The 17,692-nt window shown below is 64.5% G+C and carries 14 protein-coding genes and 1 pseudogene; 6 read left to right on the top strand and 9 right to left on the bottom strand.

Annotated elements, in window-relative coordinates; all coding sequences use genetic code 11:
* From IM701_RS04165 to IM701_RS04125, 9 genes are all read right to left on the bottom strand, one after another.
* On the bottom strand, positions 1–2,415 hold the full coding sequence (locus IM701_RS04165; RefSeq protein ID WP_193827866.1) for a glycoside hydrolase family 3 protein: 2,415 nt from the start codon (positions 2,413–2,415) through the stop codon (positions 1–3).
* An 83-nt stretch (positions 2,416–2,498) separates the two neighbouring features.
* Positions 2,499–3,680 (bottom strand): MFS transporter, encoded by a 1,182-nt coding sequence (locus IM701_RS04160; RefSeq protein WP_230487790.1) that lies wholly within the window; start codon positions 3,678–3,680, stop codon positions 2,499–2,501.
* Positions 3,677–4,747: a LacI family DNA-binding transcriptional regulator gene (locus tag IM701_RS04155; protein WP_193827865.1), complete on the bottom strand. Its 1,071-nt coding sequence runs from the start codon at positions 4,745–4,747 to the stop codon at positions 3,677–3,679. The genes IM701_RS04160 and IM701_RS04155 overlap by 4 nt, the downstream gene beginning before the upstream one ends.
* Positions 4,748–4,753: 6 nt before the next feature.
* On the bottom strand, positions 4,754–5,659 hold the full coding sequence (locus IM701_RS04150; protein ID WP_193827864.1) for a family 16 glycosylhydrolase: 906 nt from the start codon (positions 5,657–5,659) through the stop codon (positions 4,754–4,756).
* Positions 5,656–7,158, bottom strand: a complete 1,503-nt coding sequence (locus IM701_RS04145; RefSeq protein ID WP_193827863.1) for a tryptophan halogenase family protein — start codon at positions 7,156–7,158, stop codon at positions 5,656–5,658. Before IM701_RS04145 ends, IM701_RS04150 begins: the two co-directional genes overlap by 4 nt.
* Positions 7,155–8,177, bottom strand: coding sequence for a cupin-like domain-containing protein (locus tag IM701_RS04140; RefSeq protein WP_230487789.1), 1,023 nt, complete (start codon positions 8,175–8,177; stop codon positions 7,155–7,157). The genes IM701_RS04145 and IM701_RS04140 overlap by 4 nt, the downstream gene beginning before the upstream one ends.
* Positions 8,170–8,889 (bottom strand): SapC family protein, encoded by a 720-nt coding sequence (locus IM701_RS04135; protein WP_193827862.1) that lies wholly within the window; start codon positions 8,887–8,889, stop codon positions 8,170–8,172. The genes IM701_RS04140 and IM701_RS04135 overlap by 8 nt, the downstream gene beginning before the upstream one ends.
* Positions 8,886–10,433 (bottom strand): tryptophan halogenase family protein, encoded by a 1,548-nt coding sequence (locus IM701_RS04130; protein WP_193827861.1) that lies wholly within the window; start codon positions 10,431–10,433, stop codon positions 8,886–8,888. Before IM701_RS04130 ends, IM701_RS04135 begins: the two co-directional genes overlap by 4 nt.
* Before the next feature lie 126 nt (positions 10,434–10,559).
* Positions 10,560–13,535 carry a TonB-dependent receptor gene (locus IM701_RS04125; protein ID WP_193827860.1) on the bottom strand — a complete coding sequence of 992 codons (2,976 nt, stop codon included), beginning with the start codon at positions 13,533–13,535 and terminating at the stop codon, positions 10,560–10,562.
* A gap of 273 nt (positions 13,536–13,808) precedes the next feature.
* Between IM701_RS04125 and IM701_RS21810 the strand changes: the two are divergent.
* From IM701_RS21810 to IM701_RS04105, 6 genes and pseudogenes are all read left to right on the top strand, one after another.
* Positions 13,809–14,660, top strand: a pseudogene (locus IM701_RS21810) (DUF3422 family protein); the annotation flags it as partial.
* A 65-nt stretch (positions 14,661–14,725) separates the two neighbouring features.
* On the top strand, positions 14,726–14,905 hold the full coding sequence (locus IM701_RS22230) for a hypothetical protein (protein WP_193827859.1): 180 nt from the start codon (positions 14,726–14,728) through the stop codon (positions 14,903–14,905).
* Positions 14,877–15,002, top strand: coding sequence for a hypothetical protein (locus IM701_RS22090; RefSeq protein ID WP_255527780.1), 126 nt, complete (start codon positions 14,877–14,879; stop codon positions 15,000–15,002). The genes IM701_RS22230 and IM701_RS22090 overlap by 29 nt, the downstream gene beginning before the upstream one ends.
* Positions 14,999–15,487: a chemotaxis protein CheW gene (locus IM701_RS04115; RefSeq protein WP_193827858.1), complete on the top strand. Its 489-nt coding sequence runs from the start codon at positions 14,999–15,001 to the stop codon at positions 15,485–15,487. The genes IM701_RS22090 and IM701_RS04115 overlap by 4 nt, the downstream gene beginning before the upstream one ends.
* A gap of 71 nt (positions 15,488–15,558) precedes the next feature.
* Positions 15,559–17,484: a methyl-accepting chemotaxis protein gene (locus tag IM701_RS04110; RefSeq protein WP_193827857.1), complete on the top strand. Its 1,926-nt coding sequence runs from the start codon at positions 15,559–15,561 to the stop codon at positions 17,482–17,484.
* Positions 17,438–17,689, top strand: coding sequence for a chemotaxis protein CheB (locus IM701_RS04105; protein WP_193827856.1), 252 nt, complete (start codon positions 17,438–17,440; stop codon positions 17,687–17,689). Before IM701_RS04110 ends, IM701_RS04105 begins: the two co-directional genes overlap by 47 nt.
* Positions 17,690–17,692: the final 3 nt, after the last annotated feature.

Raw genomic sequence — 17,692 nt, 5'->3', positions numbered from 1 at the left:
TCAGTTCGCGGCCGGCGGACAGGGGATGGCCTCGCCCACCCCCTCGATAAGTGCGCTACGGACGCTGACCGTGAATCCCTTATCTGCGCTTAGTCGAAGGGGGGAGCCCACCGCGCCCAACTTCGCACCATGCTCCGCAAAGCATGTCAGTGGGATACGCAGGGTGGCAGCCTTGCCAAGAGCCCCAAGGCTCTTGCCGACGTCCAGCTTCACGCCCGCAAAGGCAACCGTCACCGGCCCCGACCCGCGCGCATCCAGCCGCCAGTCCAGCCGCAGCGCGAAGCCGCCGTTGAGGTGCCGTTGCATATCGACCACCGGCCCGTCGAGCGCGATGTCGCCCTTGCCGCTCCAGGTGAACTGCCGTGCGTCCTCCTGCGCTGCCACATCGACCGCGCGCATGGTGACTACGCTGTCCAGGCCGAGCCGCCACGGCTCGATCACTTTCCCAGCGCGGATGAACGTGGTTTCACTCAGCAGGCTGCCCACCTCGACGCGAGGGTCCTCGTTGACCCTTCCGACGCTCGCGGGCTTTGCGTAACTGAGGCCATGGCCCACCCGCCACAGCGGCTCCACCATCGGCGAGCGCGCATCGCGCGGCCAATCGAACGGCAGCGTGCCGGTGAAATCGCGCGGTGGCTTGCCGTCCTTGCGCGCGACCAGCACATCAGCCACGCCCTGCCCCTGGGAGCCCGGCTGCCACGCGGCGACGAAGGCATCGGCCACGTTCATCTCGGGTCCAACGAACATCGGACGGCCCGAAAGGAACACCGCAACCACCGGCACGCCTTGGGCCTTTAACTGCTTCATGAGTTCCAGTTCGCCCTCGAGCGACTGGAACAGAAGGTTCGGCACATCACCCTGAAACTCGGCATAGGGCTGTTCGCCAAACACCACGATGGCGACATCGGGCCTGACGCTGCCCTGAGCCTTGGCAATCTCGGCGGTACCGCCCGCTTCGGCCACAGCCTCGACGATCGCGCGACCGATGGTGCGGCCCTTGGGGAAGTCGGCGCCTGTCGTGTCGGTGCCCTGCCAGGTGATGGTCCAGCCGCCGGCCTGCATCGCCATGCTGTCGGCCCCCGGGCCGGTCACGAGCACCTTGGCGCCCGGCTTGATCGGCAGCACCGAACCTTCGTTCTTGAGCAGGACGAGCGACTTGGCGACCGCTTCGCGCGCCACATCAAGATGCGCCTGGGCGCCCACTGCTGCGGGATCGCCACGCTCGACCAGCTTCGGCCCCATCAGGCCGAGCTTGTACTTCACCCGCAGGATCCGCCGCACGGCATCGTCAAGCCGCGCCATGGGAATCTTGCCCTCGCGCACCTGGCGCAGGGTGTTATCGAACAGGCCCTTCCAGCTGTCGGGCGCCATGTAGAGATCGAGGCCGGCGTTGATCGAGGCGGCGCAGTCGGTCGGCGTGCAGCCCTCGACCTGCCCGTGCCCGTTCCAGTCGCCAACCACCAGGCCCTCGAAGCCCATTCGGTTCTTGAGCACGTCGGTGAGCAGCGACCGATTGCCGTGGTTCTTGACCCCGTTCCAGCTCGAGAAACTGGCCATGACAGTCAGCGCGCCCGCATCGATGGCGGGCGGATAGCCCTGCGCATGCAGACGGACGAGTTCGGGCTCGGCCAACTTGGCATCGCCCTGGTCCTTGCCCTGTTCGGTCCCGCCATCGGCAAGGAAGTGCTTGGCGCTGGCGGCCACCTTCTCGGCCGTCAGCGGCATTCCGGCGAGAAGCGGCCCCTGCAGCCCCTCGACCATCGCCTTCGAATAGCTGGCGATCACCGCCGGGTCGCTCGAATAGCCTTCATAGGCGCGCCCCCAGCGCAGGTCCTGCGGGGCGGCAAGTGTCGGGGCGAAGGTCCATTCGATGCCCGAGCCGGCAACCTCGGCTGCAGTCGCTGCACCGATCCGCTTGATCAGTTCGGCGTCATGCGCCGCCCCAAGTCCGACGTTGTGCGGAAAGATCGTTGCGCCCGGCAGGTTCGAATGCCCGTGGACAGCATCGACACCAAACAGGATCGGCACCCCCGCCCCCGCCTTGCGCGAGGCTGCGCGGAATTCGTTCACCAGCTTGAGCCACTTGGCCGCATCGGCACGCTCGTCGCCATAAGGCCCGCTGTTGCCCCCAGCGAGGATCGACCCGAGCGGATAGCGGGCGAGGTCCTCGGGCTTGATCGAACTGATATCGCCCTGGATCACCTGGCCGACCTTCTGTTCAACCGTCAGCTGGCGGAGCAGCCGGGTGATTGCCTGCTCGGTCCGGGCATCGGTGATGGTCGACGGGCTGTGAGCAGTCGGCCAGTTCGCGGGATTGGCCACCGGGCTTTCGTGCGCTGCTACCGGCGCAGCGGCCAGCAGGAATGATAGCGCCACCACACTTGCCATGGCAGGACGCAGGCTTCCCTTCGACATCGACTTCCCCAGATTCTGTGAACGTTCTCAATCAGACATCTCACACGTTTGCGAGTGGAAATCAACCCTTGACGAAACTGGTGTCAGGCAGTCCGTCGCAATCCGGCGAGAAGCAAGGTTGCGCAAAGGGCGAGCAACGCCAGAACCACGAAAAGCGCGCTGAAGCCGAGGCTTGGTACAAGAGCCAGCGTCAGCGCTGGCATCGCCAGCGACGGGATCGTGTTTGTCAGGTTGAACAGGCCCAGATCGCGCCCGCGCCGTGCACTGTCAGGCAAGACCCTCAGGGTGTGGGCGCTGTGCAAGGCCAGGAACGCCGAGGTCGAAAGGCCGAACAGAATGTACCCGGCAATCGCTCCGTCGCGTCCTTCGGCAAGCGCCATGATGATCAGCCCCAGCGCGGCCCCGATCGACGAGATCACCAGCGGTGAAACAGGCTGCCCGGTGCGATCCGCCCTGTCGCCCGCCACCAGCGCGACCAGCGCACCGATCACCATCGCCGTCAGCAGCACGCGGGCAATGGCGCCATCGGCAAGGCCCGGATCGACCGAGCGCAACCACAGGTAGAAGAACGCGAACAGCGAGGCTTCGGAAATCTGCACCAGCAGGCGGGCAAGCCACATGCGTGTTGCCATGCCCTTGAGAACTTTGCGTGCAACCTCGCTTCCCTCGGCCGGCCTTGCCCGGGTTTGCGCGAAGCCGTCGTCACCCAGAAGCACGAGCGGGAGGACGCACAGCGCCACGATCACGCCCACGACGGCAAAGCGCGTCTCCAGCGAGAAGGCATCGCCCAGAGTCGCCAGTGCTCCGGCAAGGGCACCCGAGGCCGGGGCGAAAGCCAGCAGGCCGCCGAGCAGCCCCTTGCGCCCATCGGGCACCTGATCCCCGGCCCAGGCAGACAGTGGCCCCAGCATCATGTTGAGCCCGACCTGCCACAGCGCGATCACGGCGGTCAGCGAAAGCAAGGTCCCGGTGCGCGGCGCAATCTGGAGCATGACACTCGAAAGGAGCAGCCCCGCCAGCACGAAGGGGCGGCGCCTGCCCACGAGGTCGCTCGCCCAGCCAAACGCGATGTTGCACAAGCTGGCAGCAATAGCGCCCAGAAATGTCGTTGCAGCGAGCCAGCGCACGGCCTCGCTTCCCGCCAGTTCGCGCACGTGCATCGGCAACAGCAGCGTCAGGAACGGGACATAGGCAATCGTCGATCCAGCCCACGCCAACGCATAGAGCGCCAGAAAGCGGTGTTCGCGGCTTTGTCCGCCGATCACGCCTCGTGGGCCGCCGCCGGGCCGGTAGAGCCGCGGACCTCGAAGCCCATCGGCAGGATCACCGCGCCAGCAACCTCTTCGCCCTTCTGCGCGGCGATCAGGCTGCGCACCGCGGTGGCCGTCGTCTCGGCAATCGGCTGATCCACGGCTGTAAGCGCGGGCCGGGTGAAGCGCACGAGCGGAGTGTTGTCAAAGCTGACCAGCGAGAGATCCGCCGGGATGGCGAGGCCCAGTTCGTCGGCGATTTCGACTGTGGCCAGCGCCATCTGGTCATTGCTGGCAATGATCGCGCTCGGCCGGTCGAGGCTGGCGAGCAAGGCGCGAGCGGCGCGCACGCCAGAGGCATAGGTGAAGTCCCCTGCCTCGAGCAGGCCCTCAGTGGGAAGACCCGCTGCATCCATCTCTGCTTTCCAACCGTCCACGCGCTTGGCCGAGAGGCGATATTCCGACGGCCCAGAGATGAAGCCGATGCGCTTGTGGCCAAGGCCGATCAGATGCCGGGTCGCCGTGCGTGCGCCGCCTTCGTCATCCATCGAGACCATGATGCCATCGGGCAACCCTTCCTTGTGCACTTGCGCGCCAATGCGGGCGAACGGCACGTTGTGGCGGGTCAGCGTCTCGAGAATCTGGGGATTGTCAGAGTGCGGCGGCGTGAGGATCGCGCCATCGGGCTGTAGTGCCGCAATCGCCGCGCCCAGTTCGCGCTCGACATGGTCGTTGTGGGTGTCGACCAGTTCGAAGATCAGGCGATAGCCATGTTCGGCGCATTCGAGCATGCCGCCCAGCAGCATCTGGTCGACCCAGTCGGTGCCCTGGCGCGCCCGCCAGTCGGCAATGGTGCGTTCGCGGTCGTTGAGGGCCAGGATAAGATAGGAACGCGATCCGCTCATCCGCTGTGCCGCGATCGAGGGCACATAGCCGAGCTTGTCGATCGAGGCCTGGACCTTCTCGCGCATTTCGGGCCGGACATTGGCCTCGTTGTTGATGACGCGGCTTACCGTCTGCAGCGAAACACCTGCATCAGCCGCCACGTGCTTGATGGTTACCGCCTGCCGCCTTCGCGCCATGGTAGCTCAGTTACCCCCGCTCTTCGTTCCGGCGCCCGCGTTAGCGGTTTCGCTGGGCTTTTGCCATACGCGGACCCAGTCAACCGCCATTGCCTTGGGAAAGCCTGAAGCGTTGACGCCCGTGGTGTTGCGCCCCTCTGGCAAGTGCCCGCCGATGGCGAGGTTGAGGATGAGGTGGAAAGGCTTGTCGAAGGGCGCACCGGGCTTGTCAGAGCCCAGCGTGTGCCATTCATGAGGCATGCGTCGCGCGTAGTCCTTGCCGTCAATGCGCCAGACCATGCCATCCTTGTCCCACTCGACCTCGTAAGTGTGGAAGGCGGTCGGATCGGGCAGCGGGGTTTCTTCCGAGATATAGCGGTTGCGCGGTGGTTCGCCGCCGAAGTGGATCGTGCCGAGCACGTGGTTCTCACGGCCACCTTCACAGGTCTCGCAAGGCTCGCCAAGGTTGACCGCCTCCATGATATCGATTTCGCCGGAGCGCGCCCAGCCGCCATAGGCCCAGTCTTCGGGCAGCATCCAGATCGCTGGCCAGGTGCCCTGCCCCTGCGGCAGGCGAGCGCGGACTTGGATCTTGCCGTAGAGCCAGGCAGCTTTGCCTGCCGTCGACAGCCGGGCGGAAGTGAACGGCTTGTACCGCTTGGCCTCGGCCTTTTCCATGCTGTCGCGCTGATCGCGCGGGAAGGCAGGGCCGGTGAAGTCCTCGCGCTGGGCGATGATCTCCAGCACCCCGTCGCTTAGCCGATGGTTGGCCTTGCGCGCAGTATAGCACTGGCGCTCCTCGTTGCCGCCGCCCCAGCAGTCCTCGGCCAGGACCCAGCGATTGCGGTCAAGCGTGGTACCGTCGAACTCGTCGGCCCAGACGAGTTGCCAATCGGGTTGGACCGCCGCTGCGGCCAGAAGCAGAAAGCTCATGCCGCTGCCGGAACCTCGGCGCCGCAATAGCGCGCAACGTAATCACCGTGCGAGGGCAGCGCGGCGACGGTGCGGCTGACCTGTTCGCGCAAGCTCCCGAGCAGATGTTTCAGTTCCTCGTCACGCAGCTTGGCGGCAACCGGGTGGTGGCTTTGCGGATTGATCCCCTGCCCCATCATCACCTGCACCCACGAGTTCTCGGCGAACAGTTCTTCGTGTCTGCGGAACACGCGGCCGGTTTCGCGGAACAGCTCGATCTTGTGCTCGAGGCTGGCAGGAATCTCCATGCTGGCGCAATGCCGCCAGAACGGCGTGTCACGGCGATCGGTCGCCTTGTAGTGCAGGACCAGGAAATCGCGGATCTGCTCCATGTCCGTGAACTGCTGGTCGTTGAATTCGTCGATATCGCGCTGGCTGATGGCGCCCGCAGGCAACATCCGCACAATGCGCAGGATGGCGCGCTGGATCAAGTGGATAGAGGTGGACTCCAGCGGCTCCATGAACCCGCCGGAAAGCCCCACGGCCACGCAATTGCGGTGCCACTGCTTGCGCCGCGCCCCCGTGCGGAAGCGGATATGGTTCGGCTTGACCAGCTTCTCGCCCTCGACGGTGGAGAGCAGCTTTTCGAGCGCAGCCTCGTGGGCAAGGTAGTCGCTGCAATAGACGATGCCGTTGCCCTGGCGGTGCTGCAGCGGAATGCGCCACTGCCAGCCAGCCTCGTGCGCGATGGCGCGGGTGTAGGGGACGGGCGGGCGCACGCTCGAGGTCTGGATGGCGATGGCGCTGTCGCAAGGCAGCCAGTGGGTCCAGTCGTCATAGCCCGCCCGCAGTGCGCCTTCGATCAGGAGCGCACGAAAGCCGGTGCAGTCGATGAACAGGTCGCCCTCGATGCGGCGGTCCCCTTCCAGCACCAGCGCGGCGATGTCGCCGGTTTCGCCGTCAAGCTCCACGCGGGCGATCTTGCCTTCGATCCGGATGGTGCCGTCGGCATCGGCCATGGCGCGCAGGAACTTGGCGTAGAGGCCGGAATCGAGCTGGTAGGCGTAGTTCATCCGGTCATCGGGAAGATGCGCGAACTTGCCCGCCTCGGCGGCCTTCAGCTCAAGGCAGTATTCGCCATAAAGGGCGGTGTGACCGCGCTCTCGCCCGTTGAGCCAGAAGTGCTGGAAGCCCGCCGACCAGTGGTCCTTGCCGGTACCGCCGAACGAGTGGAAGTAGTTCTCGCCCTGCACCCGCCAATTCTCGAAATTGATGCCGAGCTTGAACGTCGCCTGCGTGGCGCGCATGAACTCGGCCTCGTTTATGCCGAGCAGGCGGTTGTAAGTGACCAGCGGCGGGATCGTGCTTTCGCCAACCCCGATCGTGCCGATCTGCTCGCTTTCGACCAGCGTGACCTCGGCCACCGGGCCGAGCGTGCGGGCAAGCGCGGCGGCGGTCATCCACCCGGCGGTGCCGCCTCCGGCGATGACGATACGGCGGGGCAGATGCGAAGCGGTCATTGGCTGAGGCTCCTCAGGATGAACTGGTGGATGCGGGCAGCGCCCTGCGCGTCGATGGGGCCCAAGGCGCCCTGCCCCTCTTCGGGAATGTGCGCGCGCGCTTCATCACCGCCCGAGAACACGTAGTAATCGAACAGGTCGCGCCACACCGCGCGGTCCGCCTCGGCCAGGTCTCGGATGGCGAGCAGGGCGTGGGTCAACGCCGTCTGCGGCTGTCCCATGTAGCGCGGGGTATCGCGCCACCAGTAATTGAGCAGGATGTTAAACGGCTCAGTCGCCTCGACATGGTGCCACCACATCGAAGGCACGAACAGCGCGTCGCCCGGTTCGAGTTCCGCCACCTGCCCGTGCTCCAGAGCTTCGGCAAAGCGCGGGTAAGCCTCGAAATCGGGCGCCGCGAAATCGACCATGCTCACCGCGCGGCCCGCTGGCGTGTTGTCGATGGGGCCGAGGTAGAGATTGCGGAACTGGTTCGGCGGGAACAGCGTGAAGCGGCGACGCCCTGCCACGCAGCAGGCGAGGTTGTCGGGAAAATCGTTGTGCGCGGCGATGCGCGTTGGCGATCCGATCCACAGGCTGGTGATGGGATCGCGCGAGCCGAGATCCACCCGGTTTTCGGTATCGACGCCGTGGAAGTGCGTCGGCACGTCGATCGAGCCGAGGTAGATCACGGGGTGATCGGCGCTGCCTTCGTTGGCATCGAAACCTGAAAAGATATCCGCCAGCTTGCCGCGCGCCGTCCTGAAATTCATCTGCATGGCAACGTCATAGAACAGCCGACCACCGCAGCCGGGGTCGGCCAGCGAGACTGTGAACGGCACGGGTCGCGCCCGTTCGACCAGATAGGCGCGGGCGGCGCGGGCAGATTCAAGGCCCGCCTGCACCAGCGGCCAATCGCGCACCACCCCGCGCAGCACGAACGGTTCGCGCGCGCCCTGCAGCATGGCGTCGAGACCGCCCGGTGCTTCGAGTGTCCTCACAGCGACTGCAGGAAGCTTCAGGGCAGTTGTTTCAGCCACCGGCAACCTTGGCGTTCTTGCGCGCGACCAGATCGCCGAAGTGGGAGAGCGAGGCGATGATCATGTAGATCCGCGCGAGGTGGCCGCTGGCCATGAGGTCCTGCAGCGCAGCGCCGTCCAGGGTCGAGAGCTTTTCCTCGTTGATGGTATGATAGCCGACGAGCGAGTTCTTCGCGCCATCGTCGAGCGTGACTTCCAGCGTGAAGGATTCCGCCAGTTCATAGCGATCGAGCGTGGCGAAGAAATCGGCGGATTCGCGGTGGGCGTGATCGAGGTCGCCCAGCTTGGCGGCGATGTCCTCGAGGTAAGGCGTGGGCTGGCCGCTGGCATCGAACACCCGCACACCCTCGCCCGTCCTGCTGATGCGGGGGTGGTCGAGATCGACGTGGACCTGGCCCACGCCGTCGGGCGTTGGCGCGCGACCGATCAGGAACGGGCGGATCGCCATCGACAGCGGGCGGTAAGGCGCATCCCACCTGCCACTGCGCAGGAACAGGTTCTCGCCCGTCTCGAAGCCCAGCAGCGCCAGCGCTTCAAGCTTGCCGGTGGCAAGGTCGCGGCGCAGGGCTATGGGGTAATGCGCCTGAACCGAGCGGAACTCGGCCGGGACCGTGGCACAGGCCATGACGTTGTCGCCAAGTTCGGCGCTGGCGGCAGTGTCGATGCGCAACTCGCCGTGGTCGGCGGGATTGAGGACTGCGTGGTTGCTCATTTCACTGCCGCTCCGTGCATGGCGATTGGGGCTGCGGCCGCAACGGGGCGCAGGGCATCGAGATAGGTCCGATTGGACGGCAACGCCGCGGCCAAGGCGCGCGAGCGCTGGCGCACTTCGGCAAGCGCTTGCGTGGCTGTAGCGTCGGCTGCTCCGCCCGGCACAGGGAAGCCCATGCCGTAGAGCACGTATTGCTGGCTGGCGGCGCAGAACAGTTCGTCCATGCGAGGGAAGTCCCACGCCGACGGCGGCTGATCGCGCCAAAGCTCCAGACACTCGGCAAGGCGCGCCGGGACTGTCGCCGGATCGCGCTGCGCCAGCCAGTAAGGCTCGGGCCGGCGGCTGAGGACGTAGTGCAGCTTGAGAAATTCGACGATGCGGTCCCAGCGGTAGCGGAACAGCTCGTTGAACCGCCCGGCGAGCAGGCCCAACGTATCCGAGCGGCGCGGAAAGTTTTCGGCCAATGCCTTGATCGACAGTTCGATGGTGACGATGGCCGAGGCCTCGAGCGGCTCGATGAAACCAGCGGAGAGGCCCACGGCAAGGCAGTTGCCCTGCCAGAAGCGTTCACGGTGGCCCGTGGAGAACGTGAGCTTGCGCGGGCGCAGGGTCTGCAGGTCAGCGGACGGTAGCCGCGCGGCAATGTAGTTCCGCAGCACATCCTCCGCCCGCGCATCATCCATGAAGCGCGAGGAGAAGACGCAACCGATGCCGCGCCGCGTCGGCAGGGCGATGTCCCAGATCCAGCCCGCTTCATGCGCGGTGCCGATGGTCTGCGACGCAATCGGGCTGCCGGGTTCGACCGGGACCTGCACGGCAAGCGCACTGTCGTTGAAGGACACGTCGGACCGGTCCACCCACGGCACGCCGCAGTGGTCACCGATCAGGATCGCGGCAAGCCCTGAGCAATCGATGAAGAAGTCGCCGGCTATTTCGCGCCCGTCGAGCAGGCGCAGACTGGCGATATTGCCGGCCTCGTCATCGGCAATTGCAATGACTTGCGCCGAAACATGCGTCACGCCGAGCCGCGTCGTCGCGTGGCGCTTGAGCAGTGCGGCGAACTTGCCGGCATCGAGATGATAACCGTAGTTCAGCGCCCCGGCATAATCGGGCATGGCCCTTTGCCTTGGTGCAAGGTTGTCCTCGCAGGCCGCAGCTTGTGGCGTCACCAGCGCTGCGAAGGACAATTCCGGTGCCTGTGCGCGCCACGCCTGCAGCATGGCGGCCATGTCACCCGGCGTGGGCGGCGTGAACGGATGGAGGTAGCTGTCCTGCGCCGAACCATCGACCCAGCCATCAAAGCGCGAACCCTGCTTGAACGAAGCGTCGCACTCGGCAAGGAACTCGGCCTCGCGGATGCCGATGGTCGAGAGCGTTTCGCGCATCGTCGGCCAGGTGCCCTCGCCGACGCCGATGGTCGGGATGTCGGGCGCCTCGACCAGCGTGATTGCCAGCTCGGGCCGTCGCGCGGCCAGCAGGCACGCGGAGAGCCACCCTGCGGTGCCGCCTCCGACGATGACAACCTGCTTCACCGACCCGATCATCTCTCACCCGTTTCAGCCGCCGGTTGATCCGGCCAGCCTGTCAGTCCTTGAAAACCCCTGCGGCCCGCACTGCCGAAGCAATACGGGCCGCCGGTTCTTCGTTACCCGAAGGTCATCCCCTCAGGCTCAGAAGGTAAACCGCGCACCGGCAGCATAGCGCGCATATCCCGGTGCCGCAAAGAACACGGTCTGGCTATTGCGCTGGTAGCCCTTGCGGTCAGCGTTGGTGATGTTGATGCCTTCGACGAACACCGTCACGCCCTTGCGGATTTCGTAGGATGCGCTGGCGTCGAACTGGCCATAGGCCTTCACGTAGTACGGATCGAAGCCGTAGCCCGAGAGGAACCCCTCGCGCCAGTTATAGGCAACGCGCGCCTGCAGGCCATTCTTGTCGTAGAACAGCACGGCGTTGGCACTGTCGCTGACCCCGTTCACCGCGAACTGCGGGATGGTGTAACGCAGGGTGTTGTCGAACTTCGTGTCGCTCTTCACCACGGTGTAGTTCAGGATCGCACCGAAGCCGGTATCCCAGAAGCTGTGCTGGACCGCGAATTCCCAGCCCCACAGCTTGGCCTTCTGGTCGCTGTTGGTCGGCTGCGTGGTGATGAAGTTCACCAGCGGATCGGAGGCCTGGCCGACGACACCGGTGACCACCCCGTTGTTGTCACGAATGACCGTCGAGGGGAAGTTGGCGCCGATGTAATCGAGCAGTTGCTGCGCCGTAGCATTGGGACCCAGCGCTGCCCGCGCTGCTGCGGCATTGGCACCGGCAGCAGCGTTGGTCAGGCCGAACGCGGGCTGGTTGACCTGCGTCTGGCTGATGAAGTTCTTCACGACCTTGTGGAAGAAGCCCACCGAAACGTAGCTGGCCGGCGCATAGTACCATTCGGCCGAGAGATCGACGTTGTTGGACTTGTAGGGCAGCAGGCCGGGGTTGCCGCTCGAGGCCGTGCTGCCTCCGATGCGTATCGGCGAAGCCAGCGTGGTGCCACCTTGCAGCGAGGCATAGTCAGGACGGGTGATCGTCTGGCTATACGATGCGCGCAGGCGGACGTTGTCGATCGGCTCCATGTCGAAGTCGATGGCCGGCAGCCAGTTCTCGTACTCACCCTTGAGCGATGCGGCAGCGACCTGCTGCGGATTGCCATAATCGATCGCGGTTTCGTTGCCGCCGGTCCAGATCGTGCGGACCGGGATCGGAACCTGCGCAGTGGAGTCGACCTTGGTCTTCTCGTAGCGCAGGCCGAAGCGCAGGTTAGCCGTGCCCGCGCCCAGATCGAACGAGTGCTTGGTCTGCAGGTACGGCGCCCAGGTCCGTTCGCGGACGGTGCGGTCGGTCGTGTACTTGGCAATGCAGGTGCCGGCGGTGACGGCGGTGCTGCAGATCCCGATCTTGCTGTCGAGCAGACGGATCAGGCCGTCCGTGTCGATGTTGAAGTAGTTCGGGATGATCGAGCCATCGTTTGAGCCCGACATGCCCGCCAAGTCCTTCGGCAGGTCGCGGATCTGGTAGAGGTCGTCCGGGGTTTCGGCTGCGGAAAGCGTGCCGCCCCAGGTATCGTTCTGGATAACGCCGAATGCAGAGCGCACCTTGTTCTCGGTGTAGGTGACGCCGAAGTCGAGGCTGTCGATGAACGAGGCGTCGAAATCCCAACCGCCGCGGAAAGTGACTTCGTTGATCTCGTCACGCATGTAGGCGGTGCGGAAGGCGTTGCCGGCAGGGCGGATGTTCGAGGCCTTGATCTCGGCCCCCGGATACATCTGAACGCTGATGACGGGCATGTCGGAGGTGTAATCGACCTTCTGCGACTTCACGCCGAAGATCGCGCTGCCGACGGCAATGCCCGAACCATAAGGCTTGGTCGGCTTGCTTTCGGCGGTCGAGTGGTGACCATCGAGTTCGAGGCGCAGGCCGCCGGGGCCATCCCACTTGAGGTTGCCGCCGATCGACTGGTTGCGCGAGCGGTTGGCCGCGACTGCGCCGGTGATGGCGAGGTCCTTGTCGGTGCCGCCGAAGTTCTCGGCATAGAAGTTCGGGCCAGCTGCCGGGCCATCGGTCCAGCTGCTCGAGGTGTCGCCATGGTTGAACCAGACGCCGATCGAGTTGGTGCGGGCGTCGATGGTGTTCTGCGAGAAGGTGTAGTCGACGGTCGCAGTCAGCGTGTCGATCGGCTTGACCTGCACCACGGCCTGACCGTTGATGCGCTTGCGGCGGAACGTGGTGAAATCGTAGCCCGCGTTCTGCGTGACCTGATAGATGTCGTTCGGGCCGGGGCGGTTCTGGATGTTGGCAGCGCCCGGCGTGCCCGGCTGTGCCAGCGAACCCCAGTTGTTTTCCGAGCCGAGATAGCCTTCGCGCCAGCCCGCGTTGAACTGCGCCTGGCTGGCCTTGCGATCCTGGTAGGAACCGGTCAGCAGAACGCCGATGCGGCCATCAGCAAAGGTATCGCTGATGATGCCCGAGACTTCAGGCGTGATGCTGGTGCCATCGAACAGCGAGGTGTCATAGACCGCCTTGGCGCCGATGCTGCCGTGGAAGCCGGGACGTTCGAGCGGCTTGGCGGTCTTGATGTTGATGACCGAACCGATACCGCCAGTGGCGAGCGAAGCGCGGCCCGACTTGTAGACTTCGACGCCGGCAATGCCTTCGGAAGCGAGGTTGGCGAAATCGAACGAGCGCGAGGCGGGGGCGCCGCTGCTTCCGCCGAGGCTGGAAGCGGGCATCTGGCGGCCGTTGAGCAGGACGAGGTTGAAGTCCGGACCGAAGCCGCGAACGGTCACGGTCGAACCTTCACCACTGTTGCGGTCGATCGAAACGCCGGTGATGCGCTGCAGCGACTCGGCAAGGTTGGTATCGGGGAACTTGCCGATGTCTTCGGCCGAGATCGCGTCGACCACGCCCTGCGCGCTGCGCTTGATGTCGAGTGCCTTCGACAGCGAGGCGCGGATGCCGGTGACGACGATGGCTTCGCCTTCTTCAGCGGGAGCAGCTGCATCCTGCGGCGCTTCCTGCGCGTGGACGGCTTGTCCTGCAAGTGCGAGTGCAAGGGCACCCATGCTGGCTGCACGAACGGCAGCGGAACGTGTCATGGAAACCTTCATGATCCTCCCCTTTTACAACCTCGGCACTGCCACGCGAAATGCTCGCCATCAGCGCTCTTGTGAACGTTCACCTAAATGAGAACGTTCACGCGGTCAAGGGCCTTCGCCGATAATAGCCGGAAAACCTAGTTCTTTTGGGCAATCCAGCCAGGCACTTGCGCGAAACCTGCGCAAATCCGTTTGGTGGTGCGCTGCTCTTGGCATAGCGTTTTGCCCAAGCGGCGGCGTCAATGGTGCCTTCTCTCCTGCCAGCCGCGTCAGGGATTTTCACCCATGCGCGACCATGACCTTCGAAGCAGGGCCGTTGGCGAGATGCACTTGCGGCGCTGGCCGCCCCTGCCGGTCCCTTGCCATATCGTGCAGTGGGTCCTTGCGATCGACGACAGCGAGCGTGCCGATGAACTGTCCGCGATTGAGGCCTTGACGGCGAGCGACGACAGCGTCGGCAATCCGACGCACCGCGAAGGCCGGATCAACGAAAGGGTCACTTTCACCTGGGAACGCCAGAGCGAAGGCAGCAGCCTGACGCTGTTTTGCGCGCCTTGCGATGATGAAGGCTTTCTCGAACCGGCGACGGACGTTGAGCTATCGGCCGCAATCGCCTGGGCACGCACTCTTCCCGGCCAGATCGTGCGCAGCACGCGCGTGTGGCTGGCGCAGAGCGATGCCGACGTCGAGCGGGTTCTCGATCGCCATCCGATCAATCGCGATGAACTTGTTTCCAGCACACTGGGCGGCGGCATCCGCATATGGTCGGACTTCAGGCTGAAGGATGACGGCTTCGGGCGATTGCTTGCAGCGGCCAACGGCATTGACCGGCGCGATCTCACCCGACAGATCCAGCGTCTTCAGGAACTGGGCAACTATCGCAACAAGGCGCTGCTTGGCCTGCCGGTTGCCCGCGAATGCTGGCCCAAGCTTGATGCTGCCGAAGAACGCCTGAGCGATCTTGCCAACCGTATCGCAGATAGCGACGCACGTGACGACAGCCTGCTGGAGGAACTGTCGCGCCTTGCGCTCGATCTTGCCTCTGTCGCGACTGCAATTTCGTTCCGCATGGACGCCACCCGCGCCTACGGTCAGATCGTCGAGGAACGTCTGGAACAACTCGATGTGCGGCCGGTCGGAGGGTACGCCTCGCTGGTTGATTTCACCCAGCGCCGTTTCCGCCCGGCCACAAGAAACAGGCAATGGCCTGCGTGCGCGAGTTCAGCCTCGGCAATTTCGAGGCTCCGATGGAACAGCTGCCCGGCAAGAAGGCCTTCATCAACGATACGATCGAGACCCTGCGCGGCAATCTTGTCGGGCTGATCTCGGAAATGAACTACATGTCGAGCGAGCATGGCCACCAAGCCGGTAAAGCGCAATAGCGTAGCCGAACAGAAGGAGCGACTGGCCGGCTTTGCCCTCAACCTTACCGACGGTGGCGCCGACGCCGACGATGCAGACTTCGGACGCGCAGCATGAGCAGCGCGGGTGAACTTCAGGTCGTGGAATTCGGCCTGGGCAACGAGGTTTTTGCCATACCCGTCGCTCTAGTGCGCGAAATCCTCGATTATGCGCCACCCTCCTACCTGCCGAATGGGCCTGCGCATTTCATCGGCCTGACGGATCTTCGCGGCCAAGGCGTGCCCACGGTCGACTTCCGCAGGCGTCTCGGCCTGCCGACTGCCGACCCCACGCTGGCCACGCGCATCCTGATCCTCGATGTGCGGTTGACCGACCGCCTGCTTACGCTGGGCGTTGTCATCGACCGGGTGTTGAGCGTCACGAGTTTCGAGAAGGCGGACATAGAACCTGCCCCGGATATCGGGATCAGCTGGAACTCCGAATACATAACCGGCGTGGTGCGCCGGGACACGGGCTTCGTGGTCATCGTCGACGCGGCCCGGATTTTCACGACCGAAGATGCCATCGGGATCGGCAGCGAAGGTCAATTGGTCAACGCCTGAAACACCCGCGACAGCGAACGGAACGTGCTGCCGCCACAGAGGTGATCAGAACAAGAAGGACGGGAACAACCATGGCCATCAATCCATTCACGGCAGTGTCTTCTGCCCAGGTTCAGCAAGAGATTGCCCGCGTAGAGGCCGCCATCTCGAACGGCGATCTGGGCGCTCGCCTGCACGCTTCAGGCTGCAATGCCCGCACCAGCGCTTTGATCGACGCGATCAATGGCCTGCTCGACCAGTCGCAGGCTCCGGTCCGCGAGCTTGGCAGCGCGATAAAGCACATGACGGCGGAGCATGAGCGGGGCGATATCGACGTGGTCATCGCCTCGGACAATCTTCCGCTGGAAATCGCTGAGATTGCCGCTGACATCAACCATCTCGTCAACGCGCACATCGCGGTAAAGAAGCTTGCGATGAGCATCGTCCACGAGTTCAGCCTCGGCAACTTCGACGCCAGGCTCGATCTGCTGCCGGGCAAGAAGGCCTTCATCAACGACACCATCGAGACGTTGCGTCGCAGTCTGACCGGATTGATCGCCGAGATGAACCACATGGCGAGCGAGCATGAGCGCGGCGATATCGACGTGGTCATCGATCATGCCAGGTTTCCCGGGGATTTCGGTGTCGTGGCACGCGGCATCAACGACATGGTCGCCAGCCACATTGCCGTGAAAAAGAAGGCCATGGCATGCATCAAGGCCTTCGGCGAAGGTGATTTCAACGCCCCGATGGAACAGTTGCCGGGCAAGAAGGCCTTCATCAACGACACCATCGAGAACCTGCGCCAGAACCTGCGCGCGATAACCTCGGAGATCCAGATGCTGATCGGCGCTGCCACGGCCGGTCGCCTCGGCGAGCGTGGCGACGATCGTCGCTTCGTGGGGGATTTTGCCAGCCTGATCAGTGGCATCAACGGTATGCTCGATGCGACGATCCTGCCGATCGAAGAAGGCAATCGCGTGCTGAGCAAGCTCAGCGCCGGCGATCTTGGTGAGCGGGTCGAGATCGATTGCCAGGGCGATCACCAGAAGATGCGGGATTCGATCAACGTGCTGGTCGACAACCTGCGTGCCTTTGCCAGCAACGTGAGCCTTGCCGCCAACGAGGTGGCCGAAGGCAGTTCACAGATGGCAACCAGCTCGCAGCAGCTATCGCAGGGTGCGACCGAACAGGCCGCGTCGGCAGAAGAGGCTTCGGCCTCGATGGAGCAGATGGCCGCGAACATCAAACAGAACGCCGACAATGCGGCGCAGACCGAGAAGATCGCGCGCCAGTCCTCAAAGGATGCAGAGCTTTCGGGAACGGCAGTCGACAAGGCCGTCATTGCCATGCGCACGATCGCGGACAAGATCGGCATCGTGCAGGAAATCGCGCGGCAGACCGATCTCCTGGCGCTGAATGCCGCGGTCGAAGCAGCGCGCGCAGGAGAGCATGGCAAGGGCTTTGCCGTTGTTGCGTCGGAAGTGCGCAAGCTGGCCGAGCGCAGCCAAAGTGCTGCAGCGGAAATCGTTTCGGTCTCGGCCGAGACGGTAAAGGCGGCGAGCGAAGCCGGCGAGATGCTGAGCAAGCTGGTGCCGGACATCCGCCGCACGGCAGAACTCGTGTCGGAAATCAGCGCCGCATGCCGCGAACAGGACATCGGAGCTTCGCAGATCAACGAGGCGATCCAGCAGCTCGACAAGGTGACTCAGCAGAACGCCAGCGCTTCGGAACAGATTTCCTCGACGTCGGACTCTCTTGCGGCGCGGGCCGAGGAACTGCAGCAAACGACCGCATTCTTCCAGCTGGAAGAGCAGCGCACGTTCTCGCCAGCGGCACCGCGCACGCAGCGCAGCGCCAAGCCGAAGCCAAAGTCGGCGCCTCAGGCTCCCACCAAGGCTCGGCCCGTCAAGCCGAACTCGGTCGCCCACCAGAAGGAGCGGCTCAACGGCTTCGCACTCGACCTGACCAGTGGTGGGGCAGACCAAGAGGACAGCGACTTCGGCCGGGCACTTTGATTACCTCACGAGCACGGTCCTGCCGCTATATGCGGAAGAAGGCTGTCGCCAGATCCGCTGCTGGAGCGCGGCATGTTCGACGGGTGCCGAGGCAAGCTCGGTCGTGTTCGGAATGCCGAAGGAAGCAATCGCGCGCGGTGCGGCTGACCGGGTGCTGGGACTCGATAGCATTGCCGGGGAAATCCTCCGGGCCACGGCGCGCTGAGCG

It is taken from the genome of Novosphingobium sp. ES2-1 (genome assembly GCF_015169775.1).
Lineage (GTDB): Bacteria > Pseudomonadota > Alphaproteobacteria > Sphingomonadales > Sphingomonadaceae > Novosphingobium > Novosphingobium subterraneum.
This window is presented reverse-complemented; position numbering and strand designations above follow the sequence as displayed.